At 69.7% G+C, this 20,090-nt stretch carries 11 protein-coding genes; 3 read left to right on the forward strand and 8 right to left on the reverse strand.

The window, feature by feature from the left end:
* Positions 1-23 precede the first annotated feature (23 nt).
* From AC3ENX_RS08340 to AC3ENX_RS08365, 6 genes are all read right to left on the reverse strand, one after another.
* Complete coding sequence (locus tag AC3ENX_RS08340) at positions 24-6,050, reverse strand: Ig-like domain-containing protein (RefSeq protein ID WP_434811405.1); 6,027 nt, start codon at positions 6,048-6,050, stop codon at positions 24-26.
* Between the two features lie 170 nt (positions 6,051-6,220).
* Positions 6,221-7,507: a DUF418 domain-containing protein gene (locus AC3ENX_RS08345; protein WP_434811406.1), complete on the reverse strand. Its 1,287-nt coding sequence runs from the start codon at positions 7,505-7,507 to the stop codon at positions 6,221-6,223.
* 322 nt (positions 7,508-7,829) lie between these two features.
* The gene (locus tag AC3ENX_RS08350; RefSeq protein ID WP_434811407.1) at positions 7,830-10,211 is read right to left on the reverse strand and encodes an ATP-binding cassette domain-containing protein; all 2,382 of its coding nucleotides are present in this window, start codon (positions 10,209-10,211) and stop codon (positions 7,830-7,832) included.
* On the reverse strand, positions 10,172-10,762 hold the full coding sequence (locus AC3ENX_RS08355; RefSeq protein ID WP_434811408.1) for a DNA-3-methyladenine glycosylase I: 591 nt from the start codon (positions 10,760-10,762) through the stop codon (positions 10,172-10,174). Before AC3ENX_RS08355 ends, AC3ENX_RS08350 begins: the two co-directional genes overlap by 40 nt.
* Positions 10,763-10,797: 35 nt before the next feature.
* Positions 10,798-11,505 carry a response regulator gene (locus AC3ENX_RS08360; RefSeq protein WP_434811409.1) on the reverse strand — a complete coding sequence of 236 codons (708 nt, stop codon included), beginning with the start codon at positions 11,503-11,505 and terminating at the stop codon, positions 10,798-10,800.
* Positions 11,502-12,722 carry a sensor histidine kinase gene (locus AC3ENX_RS08365; RefSeq protein WP_434811410.1) on the reverse strand — a complete coding sequence of 407 codons (1,221 nt, stop codon included), beginning with the start codon at positions 12,720-12,722 and terminating at the stop codon, positions 11,502-11,504. The genes AC3ENX_RS08360 and AC3ENX_RS08365 overlap by 4 nt, the downstream gene beginning before the upstream one ends.
* A gap of 180 nt (positions 12,723-12,902) precedes the next feature.
* Between AC3ENX_RS08365 and AC3ENX_RS08370 the strand changes: the two genes are divergently transcribed.
* The 3 genes from AC3ENX_RS08370 to AC3ENX_RS08380 are packed head-to-tail and all read left to right on the forward strand — an operon-like array spanning position 12,903 to position 16,050.
* A complete protein-coding gene (locus tag AC3ENX_RS08370; protein ID WP_434811411.1) occupies positions 12,903-13,883 on the forward strand; it encodes a Bug family tripartite tricarboxylate transporter substrate binding protein in 981 nt (326 codons plus the stop codon).
* The gene (locus tag AC3ENX_RS08375; RefSeq protein ID WP_434811412.1) at positions 13,880-14,551 is read left to right on the forward strand and encodes a tripartite tricarboxylate transporter TctB family protein; all 672 of its coding nucleotides are present in this window, start codon (positions 13,880-13,882) and stop codon (positions 14,549-14,551) included. Before AC3ENX_RS08370 ends, AC3ENX_RS08375 begins: the two co-directional genes overlap by 4 nt.
* Positions 14,539-16,050, forward strand: coding sequence for a tripartite tricarboxylate transporter permease (locus tag AC3ENX_RS08380; protein WP_434811413.1), 1,512 nt, complete (start codon positions 14,539-14,541; stop codon positions 16,048-16,050). The genes AC3ENX_RS08375 and AC3ENX_RS08380 overlap by 13 nt, the downstream gene beginning before the upstream one ends.
* A 58-nt stretch (positions 16,051-16,108) precedes the next feature.
* Here the strand turns inward: AC3ENX_RS08380 and AC3ENX_RS08385 are convergent, their stop codons facing one another.
* Positions 16,109-18,214, reverse strand: coding sequence for an acyl-CoA dehydrogenase family protein (locus AC3ENX_RS08385; RefSeq protein WP_434811414.1), 2,106 nt, complete (start codon positions 18,212-18,214; stop codon positions 16,109-16,111).
* Positions 18,215-18,382: 168 nt separating this feature from the next.
* Positions 18,383-20,065, reverse strand: coding sequence for a formate--tetrahydrofolate ligase (locus AC3ENX_RS08390; RefSeq protein ID WP_434811415.1), 1,683 nt, complete (start codon positions 20,063-20,065; stop codon positions 18,383-18,385).
* Positions 20,066-20,090: the final 25 nt, after the last annotated feature.

A 20,090-nucleotide genomic window follows, 5' to 3' on the forward strand; every position in this document is an offset into this window, starting at 1 on the left:
GTGGGGGTGGAGGGATGCGGGGGTCACCAATTGACGCCGGAGGTGTCGCCCCAGCCGATGATCTTCGCGTAGACGTTGCCGTAGCCGCCGTAGTAGCAGCCGAGGCGCGTCGAGCCGTTGGCGGGGAGGTTGAAGCTGTCGTTCGTCGTGTCGAATCGGCGACCGTCGACGTAGCAGTCGACCTGGTACCGGCCGGCGGGGAAGTTGCTCGTGTTCACCACGACGTACCGGCACCGGCTGCTACCGCATCCGGGTTGGCCCTGCGCCGAAGTCGAACTCTTCGACGCAGACGCGGATGCCCGCGGCGGTTCGTCTTGGGTGCGCGCGGAGTCCTGCGCCGTCGTGGTCTGGCCCGCGGCGGTGCTGCGCACGTAGATCGTCTTGCTCGTGCTGTAGCCGACGTCAACCGTCTCCGAACCGCTCTCGCTGCCGTTCCGGCCCACGACCCGCCAGCCCTGACCGTTCTCGGTGCGGATCTCGGTCGTGACATCGCGGCCATTGCGCGCCGGCGCCGACCACGAGAACGTGATCTTCGTGCCGCTGGCGGTGGCCTTCGCCGTCGGGTTGCCGATCGCGCCGTACGGGCGGACCTGGTTCGACTCCGCCGAGGGCTGGCCCTGCTCGGACGCGCCGTCGACGGTCGCGATCGCGCGGATGCGAACGCTGTAGGCGCCGTTGTTGTTGACGAGCCCGTTGCCGATCACGCCCTGACCGTTGCCGCCCGAGACCCAGTCGCCGCGCCAGCCTCCGCCGTTGACGGAGTACTGGTAGCTGATCTGGCCTGCCGCGGCGCCGTTGGCGGAACCGGGCGTCCACGACACGGTGACGCGGTTGTCTCCCGGCTGGGCCGAGACGTTCGTCGGCGCGCCCGGCTGACCGAAGGACTGTCGCGGCGCGGACTGCGCGCTCCACTGCCCCCAGCCGGCCTTGTTCTGCGCCCGCACCTGGAAGGTGTAGCTGGTGGTCGAGTTGTCGACCGTGACGGCCTGGCTCGTCTGGCCGGCCGCGACGGCGACGGTACGCACGACGGACCCACCCTGCAGCACGTTCAACTGGTACCCGGCGATCGCGTCACCGTTGTTCGCAGGCTGGTTCCACGTGACCCGCATCTGGTTCTGGGTGCCGACCGAGTCGATGCGCTCGGTGGTCGGCGCCGCGGGTGCGTCGGGCTGACGTGCGGGGATCTCGCCGGCAGACCAGGCGCTCCAGCCGGACGGCTCGGGCGCGCGGTTGTGGGCACGCACGCGCACCTTGTACGACGTGCCGTTCTGCAGGCCGTCCCACGTGATGGTGTTGCCGGGGACGCCCGTCTTCTGCGACACACCGGATGCCGGCGCGGGCGAGATCTCGAGCGTGAAGGTCTCGACGGGCGAGCCCTCGGTCGGCGGCGTCGTCCACGCGACCTTCAGCGCCTGATCGGCGAAGGCGAGCGTCGGCGGTGCCGGGGTCTCGGGGCGCTGATCGGGGCGCGCCGTCTCCGACGGGATCGACGGCTCCGACTCGCCGACACGGTTGGTCGCCGTGACCGTGAAGTTGTACTCCACGTTGTTGGTCAGGCCCGTGATGGTGCAGGTCGTCGAGGCGCAGTCCTGCGTGACGGCGCCCGACGTCGAGCGCACGGTGTAGCCCGTGATCGGCGTGCCGTTGTCGATCGGCGGTGTCCACGACAGCACGACGGTGCGGCTCTGCACGCTCGAGACGGTCGGCTTGCCGGGCGCGTCGGGGCGACCCTGCACCGTGATGCGGATGCGACCGTCGACGGCGCGGTCGACGTCTTCGGTGGCGTCGAGCACGCGGTAGCGGACCACGACGGTGCCGACGAAGTCGGCGCCGCTGGTGACCTCGACGCTGTCGCCGTTGATCACGGGAACTGCGTCACCGGTCTCGGTCGCGACCTCGACGACCTTCAGCGGGGTGTCGGGGAACGGGTTCACGTCGTTGCGCAGCACGGGGATGCTGAGCGTCTCGCCCTGGTCGGCCTCTTCGATGATGTCGTCGTTGGCGCTGGCGAGTTCACGTGTGGAAGCGGTCACCGTCACGGTGATCGGCGCCTGCACGGCCGCCGCCTCGCCGTCGGTGACGCTCACCATGATCGATGCGGTCGTGCCCTTCGGCGTGTTCGTGTCGGCACTGACCGAGAGCACCGTGCCGTCGACCGACGCGCTCGTGCCGTCCGGCACGCCGCCTTCGAGCGTGAAGCTCAAGGTGTCGTCGGGGTCGGGGTCGTTCGCGAGTTCGGCGAGGTTGAGCGTCGAGGCGTCTTCACCGGGCGCGACGTTCATGCTCGCGCCGACCATCTCGGGAGCGACGTTGTCGGGCGGCAGCACCGTGATCGGGATCGTCAGCGTCGCCTTGCGGCCCTTCGGGTCATCCGGCCCGGTGCCGTCGGTCACTTCGAACGTCAGCGCGTCCTGACCGAAGTAGCGGTCGGCGGACGTGTAGACGAGCGTGTGCTGATCCTGCACGAGGCTGGCGCCGTTGCTGTGGGCGGCGGTCACCTTCGCCGCCTCGGTGACGACGACGTCCTTGCCGCCAGCCGCCTGCACGTAGTCGGCGAGGGGCAGTTCGATCGTCTCGCCGCTCTTGACCTCGACGGCCGTCGTTGCGTCGATCAGGCTCGGCGGAAGGTCATCGACCGCGGGAACGTGCAAGAACGCAGTGGCGGTCTGGTCGTCGGCATCGGTGATCGTGTAGGTGATGAGTTGGCGTTCGTCGGTGAGCGTCACGCGAACCGTGCCGTCGGCGGCGACCCGCGCGGTCTCGCCGCCTTCGCCGAGTTCCACCGACAGCTGTTCACGCGTGCCGTCGGGGTCGTCATCGTTCTCGAGCACGGCGATGTCGGCCGTGCCCTCTTCGCTGACGTCTTCGGGTCGCACGCGGTCGTCGCGCGCGATCGGGTCGAGCAGCGGCACCTCGGGGTCGACCGTGATCTGCACGCTCGTCGTGGAGGTCAGTCCCCTGGCGTCGGCGATCGTGTACTGCACCGAGGTCTGCATCGCGGCGCCGGGCGACGTGATGATCAGGTGCTTGCCCGACACCTTGGCGTCGAGGCCGGCGACATCCGGCACCTTGACGGCGTTCTCGGCGAACCCGAACAGCTCACCGTCGGGGTCGGAGTCGTTCTCGAGGACGGGCAGCGCCACCTCGCGGTCCGGTCGCATGACGACCGAGTCGCGCACGGCGTACGGTGCCTGGTTGACCGAGCCCGCGGGGGCGATGCCGACCTGGATCGTCGCCGTTCCCTCTTTGCCGAGACGGTCGCGCACGCGATACGTGAAGGTGTCGACGCCGACCGAGTCGTCGAACGCCGTGTATTCGAAGGAGTCGTCGTCCGTGGCCTCGATACGTCCCTTGCTCGGCGAGGACGCGAGCCCGATGAGTTCGACCGAGTCGCCGTCTTCGTCGATGCCGTCCAGCGGCACCGGAATCGGCACGGACGAGCCGCTCAGCGTGCGCGCCGTCAGATCGCGCGGACGGGGCGCAGCGTTGCCCTCGTCGTCGCGGGGCAGCACCTGGATCGTGACGTAGCCTGCGTCGCGTTGACCCGTGGAGTCGACGACCTCGTACGTGACGTAAGACGTGCCCGGCTCGTCGCTCGCGCGGAACCGGACGGTGTCTTCGGCGACGAACGCCTCACCGTCTTCAGGCTCGACGAGCGGCGGGATGAGCTCGCTCGAGACCGTGATCTTGTCGTTGTTCGGGTGGTAGTCGTTGTCGAGCACCGGAATGGTCACGACATCGCCTGCACGCACGACGGCCTCGTCGTCGTTGGCGACCGGCGGGCGCAGCCTCTCGGGCGCCGGCACCGGGATGACGACGATCTCGCCTTCGGCCGATTGGGTGCCGTTCGAGACGGTGTAGCCCACACGCACCTGGTCGGACAGGTTGCCGAGATCGCTGATGCGAATGGTCTCGTGGCCGAGCACAGCCGCCGCGACGCCCGACCCCGGCTCGGCGGTCACCGACTGCACGACGAGGATGCCGCCGCCCGGGTCGGTGTCGTTGGACAACACGTTGACCAGCACGTCATCGCCCGAGGGCAGCAGCGCGACGTCGCGGACGGCGATGGGCGGCAGGTCCTTCTCGGATTCAGGGAGCACATCGACGCGAACGATGCCCGCGACCGAGTTCGGGCCCGACGAGACGAGGTACTCGACGTAGTAGGTTCCGACGGCGTCGGCGGAGAACGAGAAGGTCTTGTCCGCGTAGTCCGGCACGATCTCGGTACCGTCGACCGGCTCGACGCGGGTGAGGCGGAGTGGTTCGCGACCCGTGCTCGTGTCGTTGACGAGGGGCGAGACGGTGACGCTGCGTCCGGCGCGGGTGACGACGTGGTCGGCATTGGTGACCGGCACCGTCGTGCCGAGCGGGCGCACTTCGTAGCGGGCGACACCGCTGCCGCCCTCGTCGCCGTCCGAGACGACGACGGGCACGTCGATCCGACCCTGCGTGCCACCGATCGCCCGGAAGGTGATCTGCCCGTCCGAGGTGAAGTCGGCCTCATCGCCGCCTTCGGTCGTGACGCTCTGCAGGAAGATGTCGTCGCCGTCAGGATCGATCCAGTCGGGCAGCACGTTGTAGGAGGCGGTGCCACCGGCTTCGACCGTGACGGGCGTGGTGCGCTTCTGCACCGGGGGCGCATTGACCTCCCACCCGTGCACGCTGACGGTGACCTTCGCCTCGTCGGTGCCGGTGCGGCCGTCGTCGGCCTTGTAGCGGAACGTCATGGTGCCGGTCGCGTCTTCTGGCACGGTGATCTGCAGCGCCTGCCCGTTGTGGACCTGTTCGATCTCGCCGAAGGCCGGATCGCTCTCGAGCGTTGCGACAAGCACGTCGCCGTCGGCATCGGTGTCGTTCTCGAGCACGGGCAGCACGGTCGTGCGGCCCGGTCGCACACCGAACTTGTCGTCGTTGGCGATCGGGTCGGTGTTCTTCTCGGTGCGCTCGGGGAGGGTCGTCTCCACCGTCTCTTCGGTGGTCTCCTCCTCCTCCTCACCCTCGCCCTCGGGCGGGGTGAGGTCGTCCCAGTTGTCGACGCGCTGCATGGCGTCGCTCGCGAGCCACGCGGTGCCGCCGAAGATGTCGTTGAGGACGACGACGTCGCGGTTGACACGGAACTTCAGCTGCGCGGTCGCGGGCAGTCCCTCGATCTCCTGCACGACGTCGTCGGCTTCACCGGGGCAGTCGCGGATGAACCGGGCACTGCCCGACCATGCCGCGTAGGTGCAGCCGTCGACGAAGACCGGCGCTGCCGGCGTGCCCTCGGCGCCACCGGACTCGACGGTGTCGATCTCACCGTCGGCGTTGACGCGCAGCAGCGCGGTCGACGAGGCGGCGGCAAGCGTGTCGGAGGCTTCGGACGGCCGCTGCAGCACGAGGTCGGACGGCATCTCGATCGTCGTGCCGTCGGAGCCGAGAAGGGTGTCGGTCGCTGCGTCGAGCAGATAGCCGGTCTGCCCGACGGAGGTCATGGTCAGTTCAGAGGATTCCTTGAGCCCCTCCACCTCGCGTTCGGCCTTCTGCTCGATGACGCCCCCGCCGACCGGTGCGAGCGTCACGATCTTTCCCGACTCGCCCGACGCGGCGTACACGGTGCCGTCGGTGCCGACCGTCGCGACGGTGTTCTTGCCGAGGTCGGCGATGGGCTCCGAGCCCTGCTGCGCAATGCCGGCCAGTCCGCTGAACTCAGCGGCCCAGACGGGGCCCTTCGGCTCTGCCACGGCGACGGTGCCGCCGCCGAGGGTGACCTGCGACCCGGCGGGCAGTTCGGCGTTCTCGCTGAGCTGCACGCGCGCCGGGTCGATCGAGGTGGCGGTGGAGGCGACGGGGTCGACGACGAGGACGCGCGCGCCGTTCTGCTGCACGTCGTACTGGTTCGAGGAGGTGCGCAGACCGCCGTCGAGCACGCCCGACTCGTTGTTGAGGTGTCCGATCAGCAGCGAGGACTGCTTCGTGACCCAGACGCCGCCGTCGTGCAAGTCGACTTCGGTCGTCGGCTTGCCCTCGTAGGCGAAGGCCATCGCGCCGATGGCGACGACGGCAGCACTCACGACGCTGACGGATGCGACCGCGCGCGGACGCGCACGTAGCCACGCAAAGGCTCTCATTCCGGCACTGCTCCCCCCGGGCGACGACCCTGACAGCCTACGTGAGGGCCCGCGATCACGCGATTCGGACCGGTGGGGAGTACTCCCCATCCGTCGCGATCACTTTTCGCAGATCATGTGCGACTTTCGGTAGCGGCCGCGGGGCGGTGGTCGCTGGCTGTCACGGGGGTCGGCGCGGCGACGGCGCGGTGGCCGTAGGCGAGGCGACGGAGCAACCATTCGGCCGGTCCGCGGCGCCCCGCCCGCTCGAGCAGCACCGCCACGGCGACCGTCGCCAACCATGTGCCGACCGCGACCGCGACAAGGGCGAGCGGCGTGATGCGCTCGCCCACGCCGAATCCCCACGGCGACAGGAGCGGCGCCATGACGACGGACTGCAGGAGGTAGCTGGTCATCGACCGCTTGCCGACCGCCTGCAAGGCGAAGCCGACCGGGCCGGGGCGCCGCTGCATCCGGATCGCGAGCAGTCCGAACGCCGCGGCGTACCCGACACCGCACGCGACACCGGTCAGCGAGTGCACGCCCTGCAGCCCCCAGTCGAGCACGTCGTCGAGCGGCAGCACACCGACGAACTGCAGGGCGGTGAGGGCGCCGCCGATCCAGCCGATCGCGATGCCCGCCACCGCGAGCCGGCGGAGCGCCCGCACGTGGTCGGCCGGGCTGTCGAGCAGTCCGCGGCGCGCGGCGAGGATGCCGAGGATCACGGCGAGCGGCACCGTCATGAACAGCACCTGCCCGATCGTCATGGCCACCCACACACCGAGCCGCACGACCATCGACAGCCCGTAATCGTCGATGGCGAGCAGCGCGAACGGGTCGAAGCCGCCGGTCTCGAACATGGCTCTGTCGACGATGCCGCCATCGAGCAGGAACTGCAGCACGATCGCCGAGACGACGCTGAACACGGCGCCCATCGCGATGAGGCCGGCGAGGATCCACGCCGTGATCTTCAATGCCTTGTCGCTGCGGCCGAGCAGCGCGGCGACGATGATGAGACCCGTCAACCCGTATGCGCCGATGATGTCGCCGTACCAGAGCAGCAGGGCATGCAGGGCCCCGAATGCCAGCATCCACAGGTGCCGGCGCTGCAGCAGTCGGCGGGCCGATCGCTCGTCGATGCCCGACTGGTATTGACGTCGGTAGAGCTGCCAGATGCCGTAGCCGAACAGGAACGCGAACAGCGGATAGCTGCGCCCGTCGATCGCGATGATCGAGATGACCTGCCAGGCGAGGTCGAGTCCCTCGGCGTCCTTCGCGTGGCTGAGCGTGAACCCGCGGGTCACGTCGAACGCCAGCCATGGCGCGTTTGCAAGCGCGATCATCAGCAGCATGAGGCCGCGGGCGACGTCGGGCGCGATGGCGCGGGTGCTCGGTGCGGGAGGCTGCGCTGCAGTGGTCATGCCTTCAGCCTCGCCGACACCCGCGGCGGGCGCATCCCCCAGAAGTCGGAGATCGGGGTCGGGTGGGTGGCGCCTGCTGCGCAGCCCTCTGGCGTGGGCGGCCGCGTGCGCGGCGGGCGCCGTGGCGATCTCACTTGCGGAGGCGACGAGTTCTTCTTGTTCCTGCTGGCACTGCTGGCGGGGTGGGTGGGGTCGCGGCGGCACTGCCGCCTCTGTCGGGGGCCTGACGCGTTTCGTCTCGCTGCGCTCGCTCAACGACCGGGGCGGGCAGGTATCCGGTCGTTGAGCGAGGCCCGCAGGGCCGAGACGAAACGTACCGGACTCAGGCGCCGACGTAGGCGGCGAGGTGCTCGCCGGTGAGGGTCGTGCGCTGCGCGGCCAGGTCTGTCGGCGTGCCTTCGAACACGATCCGCCCGCCGTCGTGGCCGGCGCCGGGGCCGAGGTCGATGATCCAGTCGGCGTGGGCCATGACGGCCTGGTGGTGCTCGATCACGATGACGCTGTTACCGGCATCCACGAGTCGGTCGAGCATGCCGAGCATGTTGTCGACGTCGGCGAGGTGGAGCCCCGTGGTCGGCTCGTCGAGCACGTAGATCGCGCCCTTCTTCGCCATCGAGATCGCGAGCTTGAGGCGCTGCCGCTCACCGCCGGAGAGGGTGTTCAGGGCCTGGCCGAGCGTGATGTAGCCGAGGCCGACGTCGATCATGCGGTCGAGCGTCGTTGCCGCCGGGCCCTTCGTGAAGAAGTCCGCCGCCTCGGCCGCCGACATCGCCAGCACTTCTGCGATGTTCTTGCCGTCGAGTTCGTATTCGAGCACGGCGTCGCCGAAGCCGCTGCCCTCGCACAGTTCGCACAGGGTCTCGACCGACTGCGTGTAGCCGAGGTTCGTGATGATCACGCCGAGCCCCTTGCACGCGGGGCAGGCGCCTTCGGAGTTCGCACTGAACAGACCGGGCTTGACCCCGTTGGCCTTCGCGAACGCAGAGCGGATCGCGTCGAGGATGCCGGTGTAGGTGGCCGGGCTCGACCTACGCGACCCCTTGATGGGCGCCTGGTCGACGACGACCACATCAGCGAAGCCCGGCACGTTGCCGTGGATGAGCGACGACTTGCCCGACCCGGCGACGCCCGTGACGACCGTCAGCACGCCGAGGGGAATGTCGACATCGACGCCCTGCAGATTGTGCTGCGTGGCCCCGCGGATCTCGAGCGCACCGGTGGGGGTGCGCACGCTGCCTTTCAGCTGTGCGCGGTGGTCGAGGTGGCGACCGGTCAGGGTGTCGCTGGCGCGCAGGCCCGCGACGTCGCCGATGTACTGGATCTGTCCGCCGGCGCGGCCGGCGCCGGGACCGAGGTCGACGATGTTGTCGGCGATTTCGATGACTTCGGGCTTGTGCTCGACGACGAGCACTGTGTTGCCCTTGTCGCGCAACTGCTGCAGCAGCGCGTTCATGCGCTGGATGTCGTGCGGGTGCAGCCCCGCGGTCGGCTCGTCGAACACGTAGGTGATGTCGGTGAGGGCGGACCCCAGGTGCCGGATCATCTTGATGCGCTGCGCCTCGCCGCCCGACAGGGTGCCGGACGAGCGATCGAGCGACAGGTAGCCCAGTCCGATGCGCAGGAACGAGTCGACGGTCTGGCGCAGGCCCGCCATGAGCGGCGCGACGGACGGGTCGTCGATCGTCGCGAGCCAGGCGGCGAGATCGGTGATCTGCATCGCGGCGGCATCCGCGATGTTCACGTCGCCGATCTTCGACGAGCGGGCGCCCTCGTTCAGGCGCGTGCCGTCGCATTCCGGACACGGCATGAACTTGACGGCCCGGTCGACGAAGGCGCGGATGTGGGGCTGCAGCGCGTCGCGGTCCTTCTGCAGCATCGACTTGGTGACCTTGGGCACGAGACCCTCGTAGGTCATGTTGATGCCCGCGATCTTGACCTTCGTCTGCTCCTTGTAGAGGAAGTCGTGCAGCTCTTGCTCGGTGTAGTCGACGATGGGCTTGGCCGGGTCGACGAACCCCGATTCGGTGTAGCCCTTCACCATCCAGCCGTCGGCCGTGTAGCCGGGCACCTTGATCGCGCCGTCGGCGAGCGAGATCGAACGGTCGAGCAGTTCGTCGAGGTCGATGTCGCTGACCTGGCCGAGCCCCTCGCAGTTCGGGCACATGCCGCCGGTGATCTCGAACGAGCGCCGCTCCTTCTTGCCCTTGTCTTTGCCGACCTGCAGCGTGACGGCGCCCGCGCCCTTGACCGACGGCACGTTGAAGCTGAACGCCTGCGGCGACCCGACGTGCGGGGCGCCGATGCGGCTGAACAGCAGCCGCAGCATGGCGTGCACGTCGGTCGCGGTACCGACGGTGGAGCGCGCGTTGGAGCCCATCCGCTCCTGGTCGACGATGATCGCGGGGCTCACGTTCTCGAGCCCGTCGACCTCGGGTCGGCTGAGCTGGCCCATGAACTGCTGCACGAACGTGGGGTAGGTCTCGTTGATGAGCCGCTGCGACTCGTTGGCGATCGTGCCGAACACGAGCGACGACTTGCCCGAGCCGCTCACCCCGGTGAAGACGCTGAGGCGACGCTTGGGGATGTCGACCGAGACGTCTTTCAGGTTGTTCTCGCGCGCCCCGATCACCCGGATGACCTCGTGCGAATCGGCGATGTGCTCAGTCAAGGGATGTCCTCTCGGGTGGCGTCCGCCCGCCAGCATCCCACGACGTGGTCGTCGACCATGCCGCTGGACTGCATGAGGGCGTACATCGTGGTGGAGCCGACGAACCGGAACCCCGCCTTGCGCAGGGTCTTGCTCATGGCATCGGATGCCGGGGTCGTCGCGGGCACCTCGCTGAAGTCGCGCGGCCTCGGCTTCGGCGCGGGGGCGAACGACCACATGAGCGCGTCGAGTTCACCCGGCGCCATGTCGCGCACGAGGGCGGCGTTGCCGATCGTCGCGAGAATCTTCGCGCGGTTGCGGACGATGCCGGCATCCGTCATCAGCCGCTCGACGTCGGCCTCGTCGAACGCGGCGACGACGTCGGGGTCGAAGCCTGCGAACACCTCACGGAACCGCGGGCGCTTGCGCAGGATCGTGATCCACGACAGGCCAGCCTGGAACCCCTCGAGGCTCATCTTCTCGAGCAGTGCCCGATCGCCGTGCAGCGGGCGCCCCCACTCCTCGTCGTGGTAGCGGCGGTACTCGGCGTCATCCCCCACCCAGGCGCAGCGCTCCCGCCCGTCCGGGCCGGTTCGGGTGTCGGTCACGGCGTCAGCCTAAACCCCGCCTCCGACACCGCCGATCAGCCGACGGTGCGCCGGTAGAGCACTTCGGGGCGCCCGCGGGCGCCGAACCGGTGCGAGACGGTGACCGCGCCAGTCCGTGAGAGGTGGTCGAGGTAGCGGCGCACCGTCACGACCGCCGCGCCGGTGCGGCCTGCGACCTCGCGCGCACTGGCCGCGACGACGGGGTCGAGGGCGTCGACGATGAGCTGCATCGTGGCGGGCGACAGCCCTTTCGGCAGTGGCGCCTGGTCGTCCGATGTCTCGCCCGCGAGCGTCGAGCGCCCGGCGGCGAGCGCGTCGATCTCGCCCTGGCCGAGTGGCAGCCGCGCTTCACCGGCCGGGTCGACGCGGCGGGCCCGGTAGTCGGCGAGGCGCTGCAGGAACGCCTCCTTCGTGAAGGGCTTCGTCAGGTAGCCGACGACCTGCGCCGACAGCGCTTGGCGCACCGTGGTGGTGTCGCGGGCCGAGCTGATCACGAGCACGTCGACCGACCAGTCGCGTACGATGCGCAGCCGATGCAGCACTTCGATGCCGCTGAAGTCGGGCAGGTTCATGTCGAGCAGGACGAAGTCGACATCGGCGCGCGTGACGAGGTCGGCGGCGGTCGCACCGGTTCGTGCCGAACCGACCTGGACGAACCCGGGCGCATCGGCGAGGTACGCGGCGTGCAGGCGCTGCACGGCCGGGTCGTCGTCGACGATGACGGTGCGGATGTCGCCGCTCATGCGAGGTCTCCGACGCGCGCCGACGGCAGGTCCACCGTGAACCGCGCACCGCCGCCATCTGCCCGACCCACCTCGATCGTGCCGCCGCGACGGACGACGGTGCGGCGGACCAGGTCGAGGCCCACACCGTGTCCCTCGGCGTCGGTTTTCGTCGAGTAGCCGCGTTCGAACACGCGCGGCACATCGGATTCGGCGATCCCGTCGCCGTCGTCGTCGACGCGCAGGTGGATGCCGTCTCCCGCCGCCACGACCCGAACCTCCACGCGGTCGCGCGCCGCTTCGACCGCGTTGCGGGCGAGGTTCGAGAGCACGAGCAGTGCGTCGTCGTCGAACGAACCGGACTCCACCGTCGACGCCGGGTCGAGCACCAGCATCCCGCCTCGGGCGTGCAGCGGCTCGGCTGCAGACTCCAACACGGTGCGGACCACGGGGTCGTCGATGCCGCCGACGTCGGGACCGGCGGACGCCCCGGTCACCGGCACGATGCCGCCGATGTAGTCGAGTGCGTCGTCGTCGAATCCCTCGGCGATGAGGCCGCGGATGACGTGCAGCCGGGTGTGGAACTCGTGCGACTGATCGCGCAGCGCCGCCGAGACCCGGCGCTGCGCCTGCAACTCACGAGCCGCGTCTTCGAGGCGACGCACCCGCCGCCGGATGAACCAGGTCAGCACGCCGCTCAGCAGGCATCCCACGATCGCCGATCCCACGACCCAGGGCAGCAGCCCCCACATCGCGTCGCCGACGTCGGCGGCGAGCCTGCTCTCCAGAATGCCGACCGAGGCGCCCCCGACCACGTCGTCGTCGACGACGATCGGCACCTTCGCCCGAAGGGTCATGCCCACGGTGCCCTCCTCCGAGCCGATGGAGGTCTCACCGGCGAGGGTCGCTGTCGGGTCGGTGGAGACCCGCTTCCCGCGTTCGGCGGGAGTGGGGTGGGTGATGCGGATGCCGTCGTCATCGTGGATCACGACATAGTCGACGCCCGCGGATTCCTGGACGAGATCGGCCAGCGGCTGCAGCGACGCGGCCGCCTCCTCGACGGGGAGCCCCATCGCCTGCTGCACCTGCTCGAGCGCGGCCAGACTCGTCGCCACATCGAGCACCCGCTCCCGGGTCGCGTCGCGCAGGCTCCGCTCCTGCACGGCGACGGCGACCGCCGTCGTGGCGCCGACGCACACGAGCACGACGAGGCACTGCATCAGCAGGATCGTCAGCATCCTGCCGCGCATCGGGGAGTCCGCGACCTTCTCCGTGGCACACCTCCGCGTCGTGATCATCAATGAGCACAACCACCCGGTGGAGTGCCGGGTCGGCGCCGCATCGTCCAGTCTAGGTGCGCGTCCGATCCCCGGATGGGGCGCTGACCACACGCACAGCGCAGTGCAGAGGAGGAGCCCGTGCGCCAGAGGATCATCTCCACCGTCGTCGGTGTCGCCGCAGCGGCCCTGTTCGCCGTCGCCGCCGTCAGTGCGAGCACGGCCGGTTCGGCAGCGAGCCCGCGAACCAAACTCACCATCGTCGCCCCCGCCTCACCGGGCGGCGGCTGGGATACCTTCGCGCGAGAGAGCCAGCGCGTCATGCGCGACAACACGATCGCCGGCGGCATCCAGGTCGTCAACATCCCCGGCGCCTCGGGCACGATCGGCCTCGGGCAGCTCGCCGGCATGGGCGACCGCCACGACGTGATGATGGTGACCGGCGGCGTCATGCTCGGCGGCATCGTCGTCAACGGCTCGGCCGTGACCCTCGAGGACGTCACCCCGATCGCGCGACTGGCCGACGACTTCAACGTGCTCGTCGTGCCGGCCGACTCCCCCTACGAGACCCTCGACGACTTCGTCGCGGCCGTCGCCGAGAACCCGGGCGGCACCGCGATCGCGGGCGGCTCGCTGGGCGGCATCGACCACCTGCTGTCGGGCATGCTCGCCTCGGCCGCCGGCGTCGACCCGAGCGACGCGAACTACCTCGCCTATCCGGGCGGCGGCGAGGTCGTCACCTCCCTGCTGTCACACACGGCCGAAGCGGGCCTGTCGGGGTACAACGAGTTCCGCGACCAGATCGAGTCGGGCAACCTGCGCGCCCTCGCGATCTCGGCCGCCGAACCCGTCGACGGCATCGACGTGCCGACCTTCGTCGAGCAGGGCTACGACGTCGCGATGGCGAACTGGCGCGGCTACGTCGCCCCGCCCGGCATCAGCGACGAGGTGCGCGACGAACTGATCGCGATGGTCACCGAGATGCGTGAGACCTCCGACTGGCAAGAGACCCTCGCCCGCAACAGCTGGGTCGACAGCTTCATGACGGGTGCCGAACTCGATGCGTTCATCGGCACCGAGACCGAGAGGACCACGCAGATCATGACGGAGCTGGGACTGTGACCGGGCCGCAGACGACCGGCACGCTGCGGGTGCAGCGGATGCCGCGTTGGTACACCGGATACGGCGAGCTCGTCGTGACGGCGGCCGTGTTGACGCTCGCGATCGCGCTGACCGTCGGCACCGTCACGATGGCCGTGCCGGAGGGCACCGCGTTTCCCGGTCCGCAGTTCTTCCCGATCATCGTCACCGTGCTGCTGTACGGCGTCGGCATCGCGCACGGCATCACGGTCGTGCGGTCGCCGCGCCGGGCCCACGCCGCCGGCGAGCCGACCGAGATCTCGACCGACATGCTCGAAGACCTCGGCGACCTCGACGCGACCAGCGAGATCCGGGTGCTCACCCCGGAGCAGATCGCCGCAGCACGCGGTGACGGAGCGGATGCAGGGACGGATGTCGAGGCCACGCCCGCCGGCACCGACTGGCGCACGCTCGGCATCGCCGTCGCGGCACTTGCGGGCTTCATCGTGCTGCTGCCGATCCTTGGGTGGCTCATCAGCGCCGCCGCACTGTTCTGGGTGCTCGCCTGGAACTTCGGCAGCAAACGGCCGCTGTTCGACATCGCGGTCGCGGCGATCGTGGCATCCATCATCCAGCTGGCGTTCGGCGCGGGGCTCGGGCTCTCGCTGCCGGCCGGCATCCTCGAAGGAGCGTTCCCGTGGATCAGCTGACCCACCTGGCCGAGGGCTTCCAGGTCGCCTTCACCCTACAGAACCTGCTGTTCCTCGTCATCGGCGCCATCCTCGGCACCGCCGTCGGGGTGCTCCCCGGACTCGGCTCCGCGATGGCGGTGGCTCTGCTGCTGCCGGTGACGTTCAGCCTCGACCCGACCGGCGCGTTCATCATGTTCGCTTCGATCTACTTCGGCGGCCTGTTCGGCGACTCGACCGCCGGCATCCTGCTGAACACGCCCGGCAACTCGTCGGCGATCGCGACCACGTTCGAAGGGCACCGGCTCGCGAAGAACGGCATGGCGGCCAAAGCCCTCGGCACCGCCGCCATCGGGGCCTTCATCGGCGGGTTCATCGCGTGCGTGCTCGTCGTCTTCTTCGCGCCCGCGATCGTCGAACTGGCGAAGGTGTTCGGCCCCGCCGAGTACTTCGCGCTCGCCGTCTTCGCGTTCGTCGCGATCTCGGCCGTCGTCTCCGAATCGATCGTTCGCGGCCTCGTCGCCCTCGGGCTCGGCTTCGCGCTGGCGCTCGTCGGCATCGACGGCATGAGCGGCGCGGAACGGTTCACGATGGGCAGCCCGGTGCTGTTCGACGGCATCTCGATCATCGTCATCACCGTGGGACTGCTCGCGATCGGTGAGGTGCTGCACGTGTCAGGCCACATCCGTCGCGACGGCGGCGCCGGAAAGCTCATCGCCCCGAAGGGCTCGCCGTTCCTGAGCCTGCGGGAGTGGCGCACCGTCGGTCTCCCGTTCCTGCGCGGCACCGCGTTCGGCCTTCCGTTCGGCGCGATCCCCGTGGGCGGCTCGGAGGTGCCCACCTTCCTCGCCTACGGCACCGAGAAGCGGCTGGCCAGGCGCCGCAGCGACACCGAATTCGGCACGACCGGATCGCTGCGCGGTGTCGCCGCCCCGGAGGCAGCCGGCAACGCCACCGCAGGCTCGGCGATGGGCGCGCTGTTGGGCCTCGGCATCCCGACATCGGCGACCGCCGCGATGATGATCGCCGCGTTCCAGCAGTACGGCATGCAGCCCGGCCCCCTGCTGTTCGAGCGCAGCGGCGACCTCGTATGGCCGTTGCTGGCGAGCCTGTTCTTGGGGCTGATCATCCTGCTGATCATCAATCTGCCGTTCGCGGCGGTCTGGGCCAAGCTCCTGCTGATCCCCCGCCACTACCTGTACGCGACGATCACGGTGCTCGCCATGCTCGGCGTCTACGCGCTCGCCTCGCGCACCGTGGACCTGTGGATGGCGCTCGGCATCGGCGTGGTCGGCTTCGCGATGCGACGCTTCGACATTCCGCTCGCGCCGGTGCTGATCGCCGCGATCCTCGGTCCGCTCGCCGAGACCCAGCTGCGCCGAGCGCTCGCCGTGTCGGAGGGGGACCCCGGCATCCTCGTCGCGTCGCCGCTGACGATCGTCCTCTACGTCGTGCTCGCCGCAATCGTCGTCATCAGCGCAGTGCAGCACCTGCGCCACGCCCGCGCCGCCCGGGTGTGACCCGCGAACGTCGGGTCGGGACCCCGGGGCGCTTCCCCACGCGCCCCGGAGTGCTCTGTCACTTCTTCTTGAGCGACTTTTCCGAGACAGGGGCGCTGCCCGAGGCGGCGAGGTCGGCGTAGTACGCGCGGGCCTCGTCCTGGCGGGCCTGCTCGGCGCCCGACGCGATCGGTGCGCGCACATGCTCGGGCTCGAACCCGAAAGCGTCGACGAGGTCCTGCGCGTGCGGGCGCAGGCGCAGCGCGAGGCGGTCGATGTAGCGGCCGACCGACGCGGCACGCTGGGTCGACAGGCGCCCGTTGATGATGTGCCAGGCGAGGTGCTTCTCGATGATCGACAGCCCGAACAGGTCGCGCAGCCACGTGAGCACCTGGCGGGTGCCCTCGTCCTCGATCTTGTTGACAGCGTCGGTGAACGCCTCCCACTGCAGCAGCTCGCCGTGCGCGCGAGCGGCCTCGATGAGCTCCGCCTGCACTGCGTTGAACATCGCGGCCGCCTCGGCCTGCGACGCCTTCGCCGCCGGGCGCAGGCGGGTGGCGATGTCGGAGATCATCTGCTCGACACGATCGGTGAGCAGCTCATGCTGCTGCTCGGCGCGAAGCCCCAGCTCGACCGAACGCGCGGTCGAACCGAAGTCGGCGACGGCCTGACCGAACCGGCGCAGCCCGGCACCGTGGAAGACCTTGCCAGCCGTCTGGCCGACCGCGTACTTCGCCAGTGCCGCAGCGTCGGCGCCCTTGAACTGCTTCGCGTAATCCGACAGCAGACGCTTGCCCACCAGCTGCAGCAGGATGTTGTTGTCGCCCTCGAAGGTGACGTACACGTCGAGGTCCTGGTGGAGGCCCACCATGCGGTTCTCGGCGAGGAAGCCCGAACCGCCGCACGCCTCGCGGCAGTCCTGAATCGTGTCGAGCGCGTTCCACGTCGACAGCGGCTTCAGCGCTGCGGCGAGGGTCTCGAGGTCTTCGCGCTCTTCGGGGGTGTCGGCGGTGCCGCCGAAGACGCCGTCGAACTTGCGCAGCAGCTCGTCGTGGGAGAAGTACTGGGCGTACGTCTGGGCGATGCGGGGCAGCAGGCGCCGCTGGTGCTTGCCGTAGTCGAGCAGCACCACCTCTTCGGTGCCGGCGCCCGAGTCGAACTGACGGCGCTGGTTCGCGTACGTGACGGCGATGTACTCAGCGAGCGCGGCACCGACGGTCGCGGCGCCGTCGAGCGAGACACGTCCCTGCACGAGCGCGCCGAGCATCGTGAAGAAGCGACGGCCGGGGCTCGGGATCTCGCTCGAGTACGACCCGTCGGCGGCGACCTCGCCGTAGCGGTTGAGCAGGTTGAACCGGGGGATGCGCACCTGGTCGAAGTGCAGACGCCCGTTGTCGATGCCGTTCAGGCCACCCTTGACCCCGTCATCCTCACCGCCGACACCGGGCAGGAAGGCGCCCTCGTCGTCGCGGAGCGGCACGAAGAAGCAGTGCACGCCGTAGTTGACGCCACCCGTGATCAGCTGTGCGAACACCGTCGCCGCCTTGCCGTGCAGGGCTGCGTTGCCGAGGTAGTCCTTCCAGGCGCCGCGGAACGGCGTGTGGATCACGAACTCCTCGGTGGCAGGGTCATAGGTCGCCGTCGTGCCGATCGCGGCGACGTCGGAACCGTGTCCCGTCTCGGTCATCGCGAACGCGCCGGGCAGCTCCATGTTCATCACGTCACGCAGCCAGGCGTCGTGGTGCTGCTTCGTGCCGAGCTGGTGGATGGCGGAGCCGAACAGCCCCCACTGCACACCGCCCTTGATCTGCAGACTCGGGTCGGCCAAGACGAGCTCTTCGAAACCGGCGAGGTTCGACCCGTTGCTGCCCTTGCCGCCGTACTCGACGGGGTAGGCGCGGCCCGAGGCACCGTGGTCGACGAGCAGCTTGAGCTGGCCGAGCACGCGCTCGCGGTGCTCGGGCATGGGTTGGCCCTCGATGCGCCAGAACGCGGAATCCTTGATCATTTCGCGCGCTTCGCGGCGCGTCTCGGCCCAGGTGCCGAACAGCAGGTCGGTGACGGCCGCGACGTCGATGCGCGGCTCATGCGCCTCGGCGGCGGAGTGCGCGGTGGTGGGGGCGCCACCGGCGGGCGTGCGCTTGCTGGTCGCGGGCTTGTTGGGGCGGACGACTGTGTCGGTCATGGCCTCACCTTTCGGTGCCGATGCATACATGGGAAGTCGACTCTGACCGTAGGACTTCCACAACTGTGCATCAACCTTGTTGGGTGGTCTACACAATCCGCGTCGGGGGCGACGCCGCGGACGGTTGTGACCTCCCGACATCGCGGCGCTCACCCGGCCGCGCGAGCGTCAGAACAGCCCGACGATGCGGCCCTCGGCATCCACGTCGATCGAGGCCGCCGCGGGCGTCGCGGGCAACCCCGGCATGGTCATGATGCCGCCGCACACCATGATCACGAACCCGGCGCCGGCAGCCAGACGCACCTCGCGGATATCGACGCTGTGCCCCGTCGGCGCCCCGCGCAGATTCGCGTCGGTCGAGAACGAGTACTGCGTCTTCGCGACGCACACCGGCAGCGTGCCGTAGCCATCGTCCTGCAGTCGACGGATCTGAGCGCGCACCGCGGAGGATGCCGTGATCTCGCCGGCGCCGTAGATCCGGGTCGCGATGGCGGTCATCTTGTCCCACAGCGACGCATCATCGGGGTAGGTGAACCGCAGCGTGCTCGGTTCGGCGCACAGCTCCACGACCACCCGCGCGAGGGCTTCGGCGCCGGCACCGCCCTCGGCGAAGTGGCGCGCGACGACCGCCTCCACGCCCTCGGCGCGGGCGGCCTCTTCGACGGCGGCAAGTTCTGCAGGGGTGTCTTCGGCGCGGTGGTTGATGGCGACGACGGCGGGCAGTCCGAACACATCGCGCACCGTCGACAGATGGCGGCGAAGGTTCACGGCGCCGCGGCGCACGGCATCCACGTCTTCGGTTGCGAGGTCGGCGACCTCCACCCCGCCGTGGTATTTCAGCGCCCGGACCGTCGCGACGATGACGGCCGCTGCGGGGCGCAGCCCCGACGTGCGGCAGAGGATGTCGACGAACTTCTCAGCCCCGAGGTCCGCACCGAACCCGGCCTCGGTCACGACGTAGTCGGCGAGCTTCAGCGCCGACTGCGTCGCGAGCACCGAATTGCACCCGTGGGCGATGTTCGCGAACGGCCCCCCATGCACGAACGCGGGCGTGTGCTCGAGGGTCTGCACGAGGTTCGGCGCGAGCGCGTCGCGCAGGATCGCGGTCATCGCACCGTGCGCGTCGAGGTCGCGGGCGCGCACTGGCGTGCGGTCGTGCCTGTAGGCGACGACGATCTCGCCGAGACGCTGTTTGAGGTCGGCGATGCTCGTCGCGAGACAGAAGATCGCCATCACCTCGGAGGCGACGACGATGTCAAAACCGGCCTCGCGCGGGTACCCGTTGCCGGTCCCGCCGAGCCCGACGACGATGTCGCGCAGGGCGCGGTCGTTCACGTCGAGCACCCGCCGCCACGTGATGCGGCGAAGGTCGATACCGAGGGCATTGCCCTGGTGGATGTGGTTGTCGATGAGCGCGGCGAGCAGGTTCGTGGCGACCCCGATCGCCGAGAAGTCGCCCGTGAAGTGCAGGTTGATGTCTTCCATCGGCACGATCTGCGCGTAGCCGCCGCCGGTCGCGCCACCCTTCATGCCGAAGACGGGGCCGAGCGCGGGCTCGCGCAGGCAGATCATCGCCCGTTCGCCGATGCGGGTCAGCGCGTCGCCGAGCCCGACGGTCGTCGTGGTCTTGCCCTCACCTGCCGGCGTCGGCGAGACGGCGGTGACGAGCACGAGCTTGCCCTGGGCCTGTCCGGAGCGATCGGCGAGACCGGCGAGGTGGCCGAGCGACACCTTCGCCTTGTACCGCCCGTACTGCTCGACCGCGTCTTCGGGGATGCCGAGGGATTCGGCGATGCGGGTGATGGGCCGCAGCTCAGCGGCCTGGGCGATTTCGATGCTGCTCGCGGTCATGCGGGTGCCTCCTCGGACCTCGTCG

The organism is Microbacterium sp. bgisy189 (assembly GCF_057707225.1).

Excerpts from the sequence above, each read along its gene's own strand:
- AC3ENX_RS08345 (WP_434811406.1), bottom strand. The coding sequence starts at position 7,507 with ATGACCACTGCAGCGCAGCCTCCCGCACCGAGCACCCGCGCCATCGCG.
- AC3ENX_RS08350 (WP_434811407.1), bottom strand. The coding sequence starts at position 10,211 with ATGCTGGCGGGCGGACGCCACCCGAGAGGACATCCCTTGACTGAGCAC.
- AC3ENX_RS08360 (WP_434811409.1), bottom strand. The coding sequence starts at position 11,505 with ATGAGCGGCGACATCCGCACCGTCATCGTCGACGACGACCCGGCCGTG.
- AC3ENX_RS08365 (WP_434811410.1), bottom strand. The coding sequence starts at position 12,722 with ATGCTGACGATCCTGCTGATGCAGTGCCTCGTCGTGCTCGTGTGCGTC.
- AC3ENX_RS08385 (WP_434811414.1), bottom strand. The coding sequence starts at position 18,214 with ATGACCGACACAGTCGTCCGCCCCAACAAGCCCGCGACCAGCAAGCGC.
- AC3ENX_RS08390 (WP_434811415.1), bottom strand. The coding sequence starts at position 20,065 with ATGACCGCGAGCAGCATCGAAATCGCCCAGGCCGCTGAGCTGCGGCCC.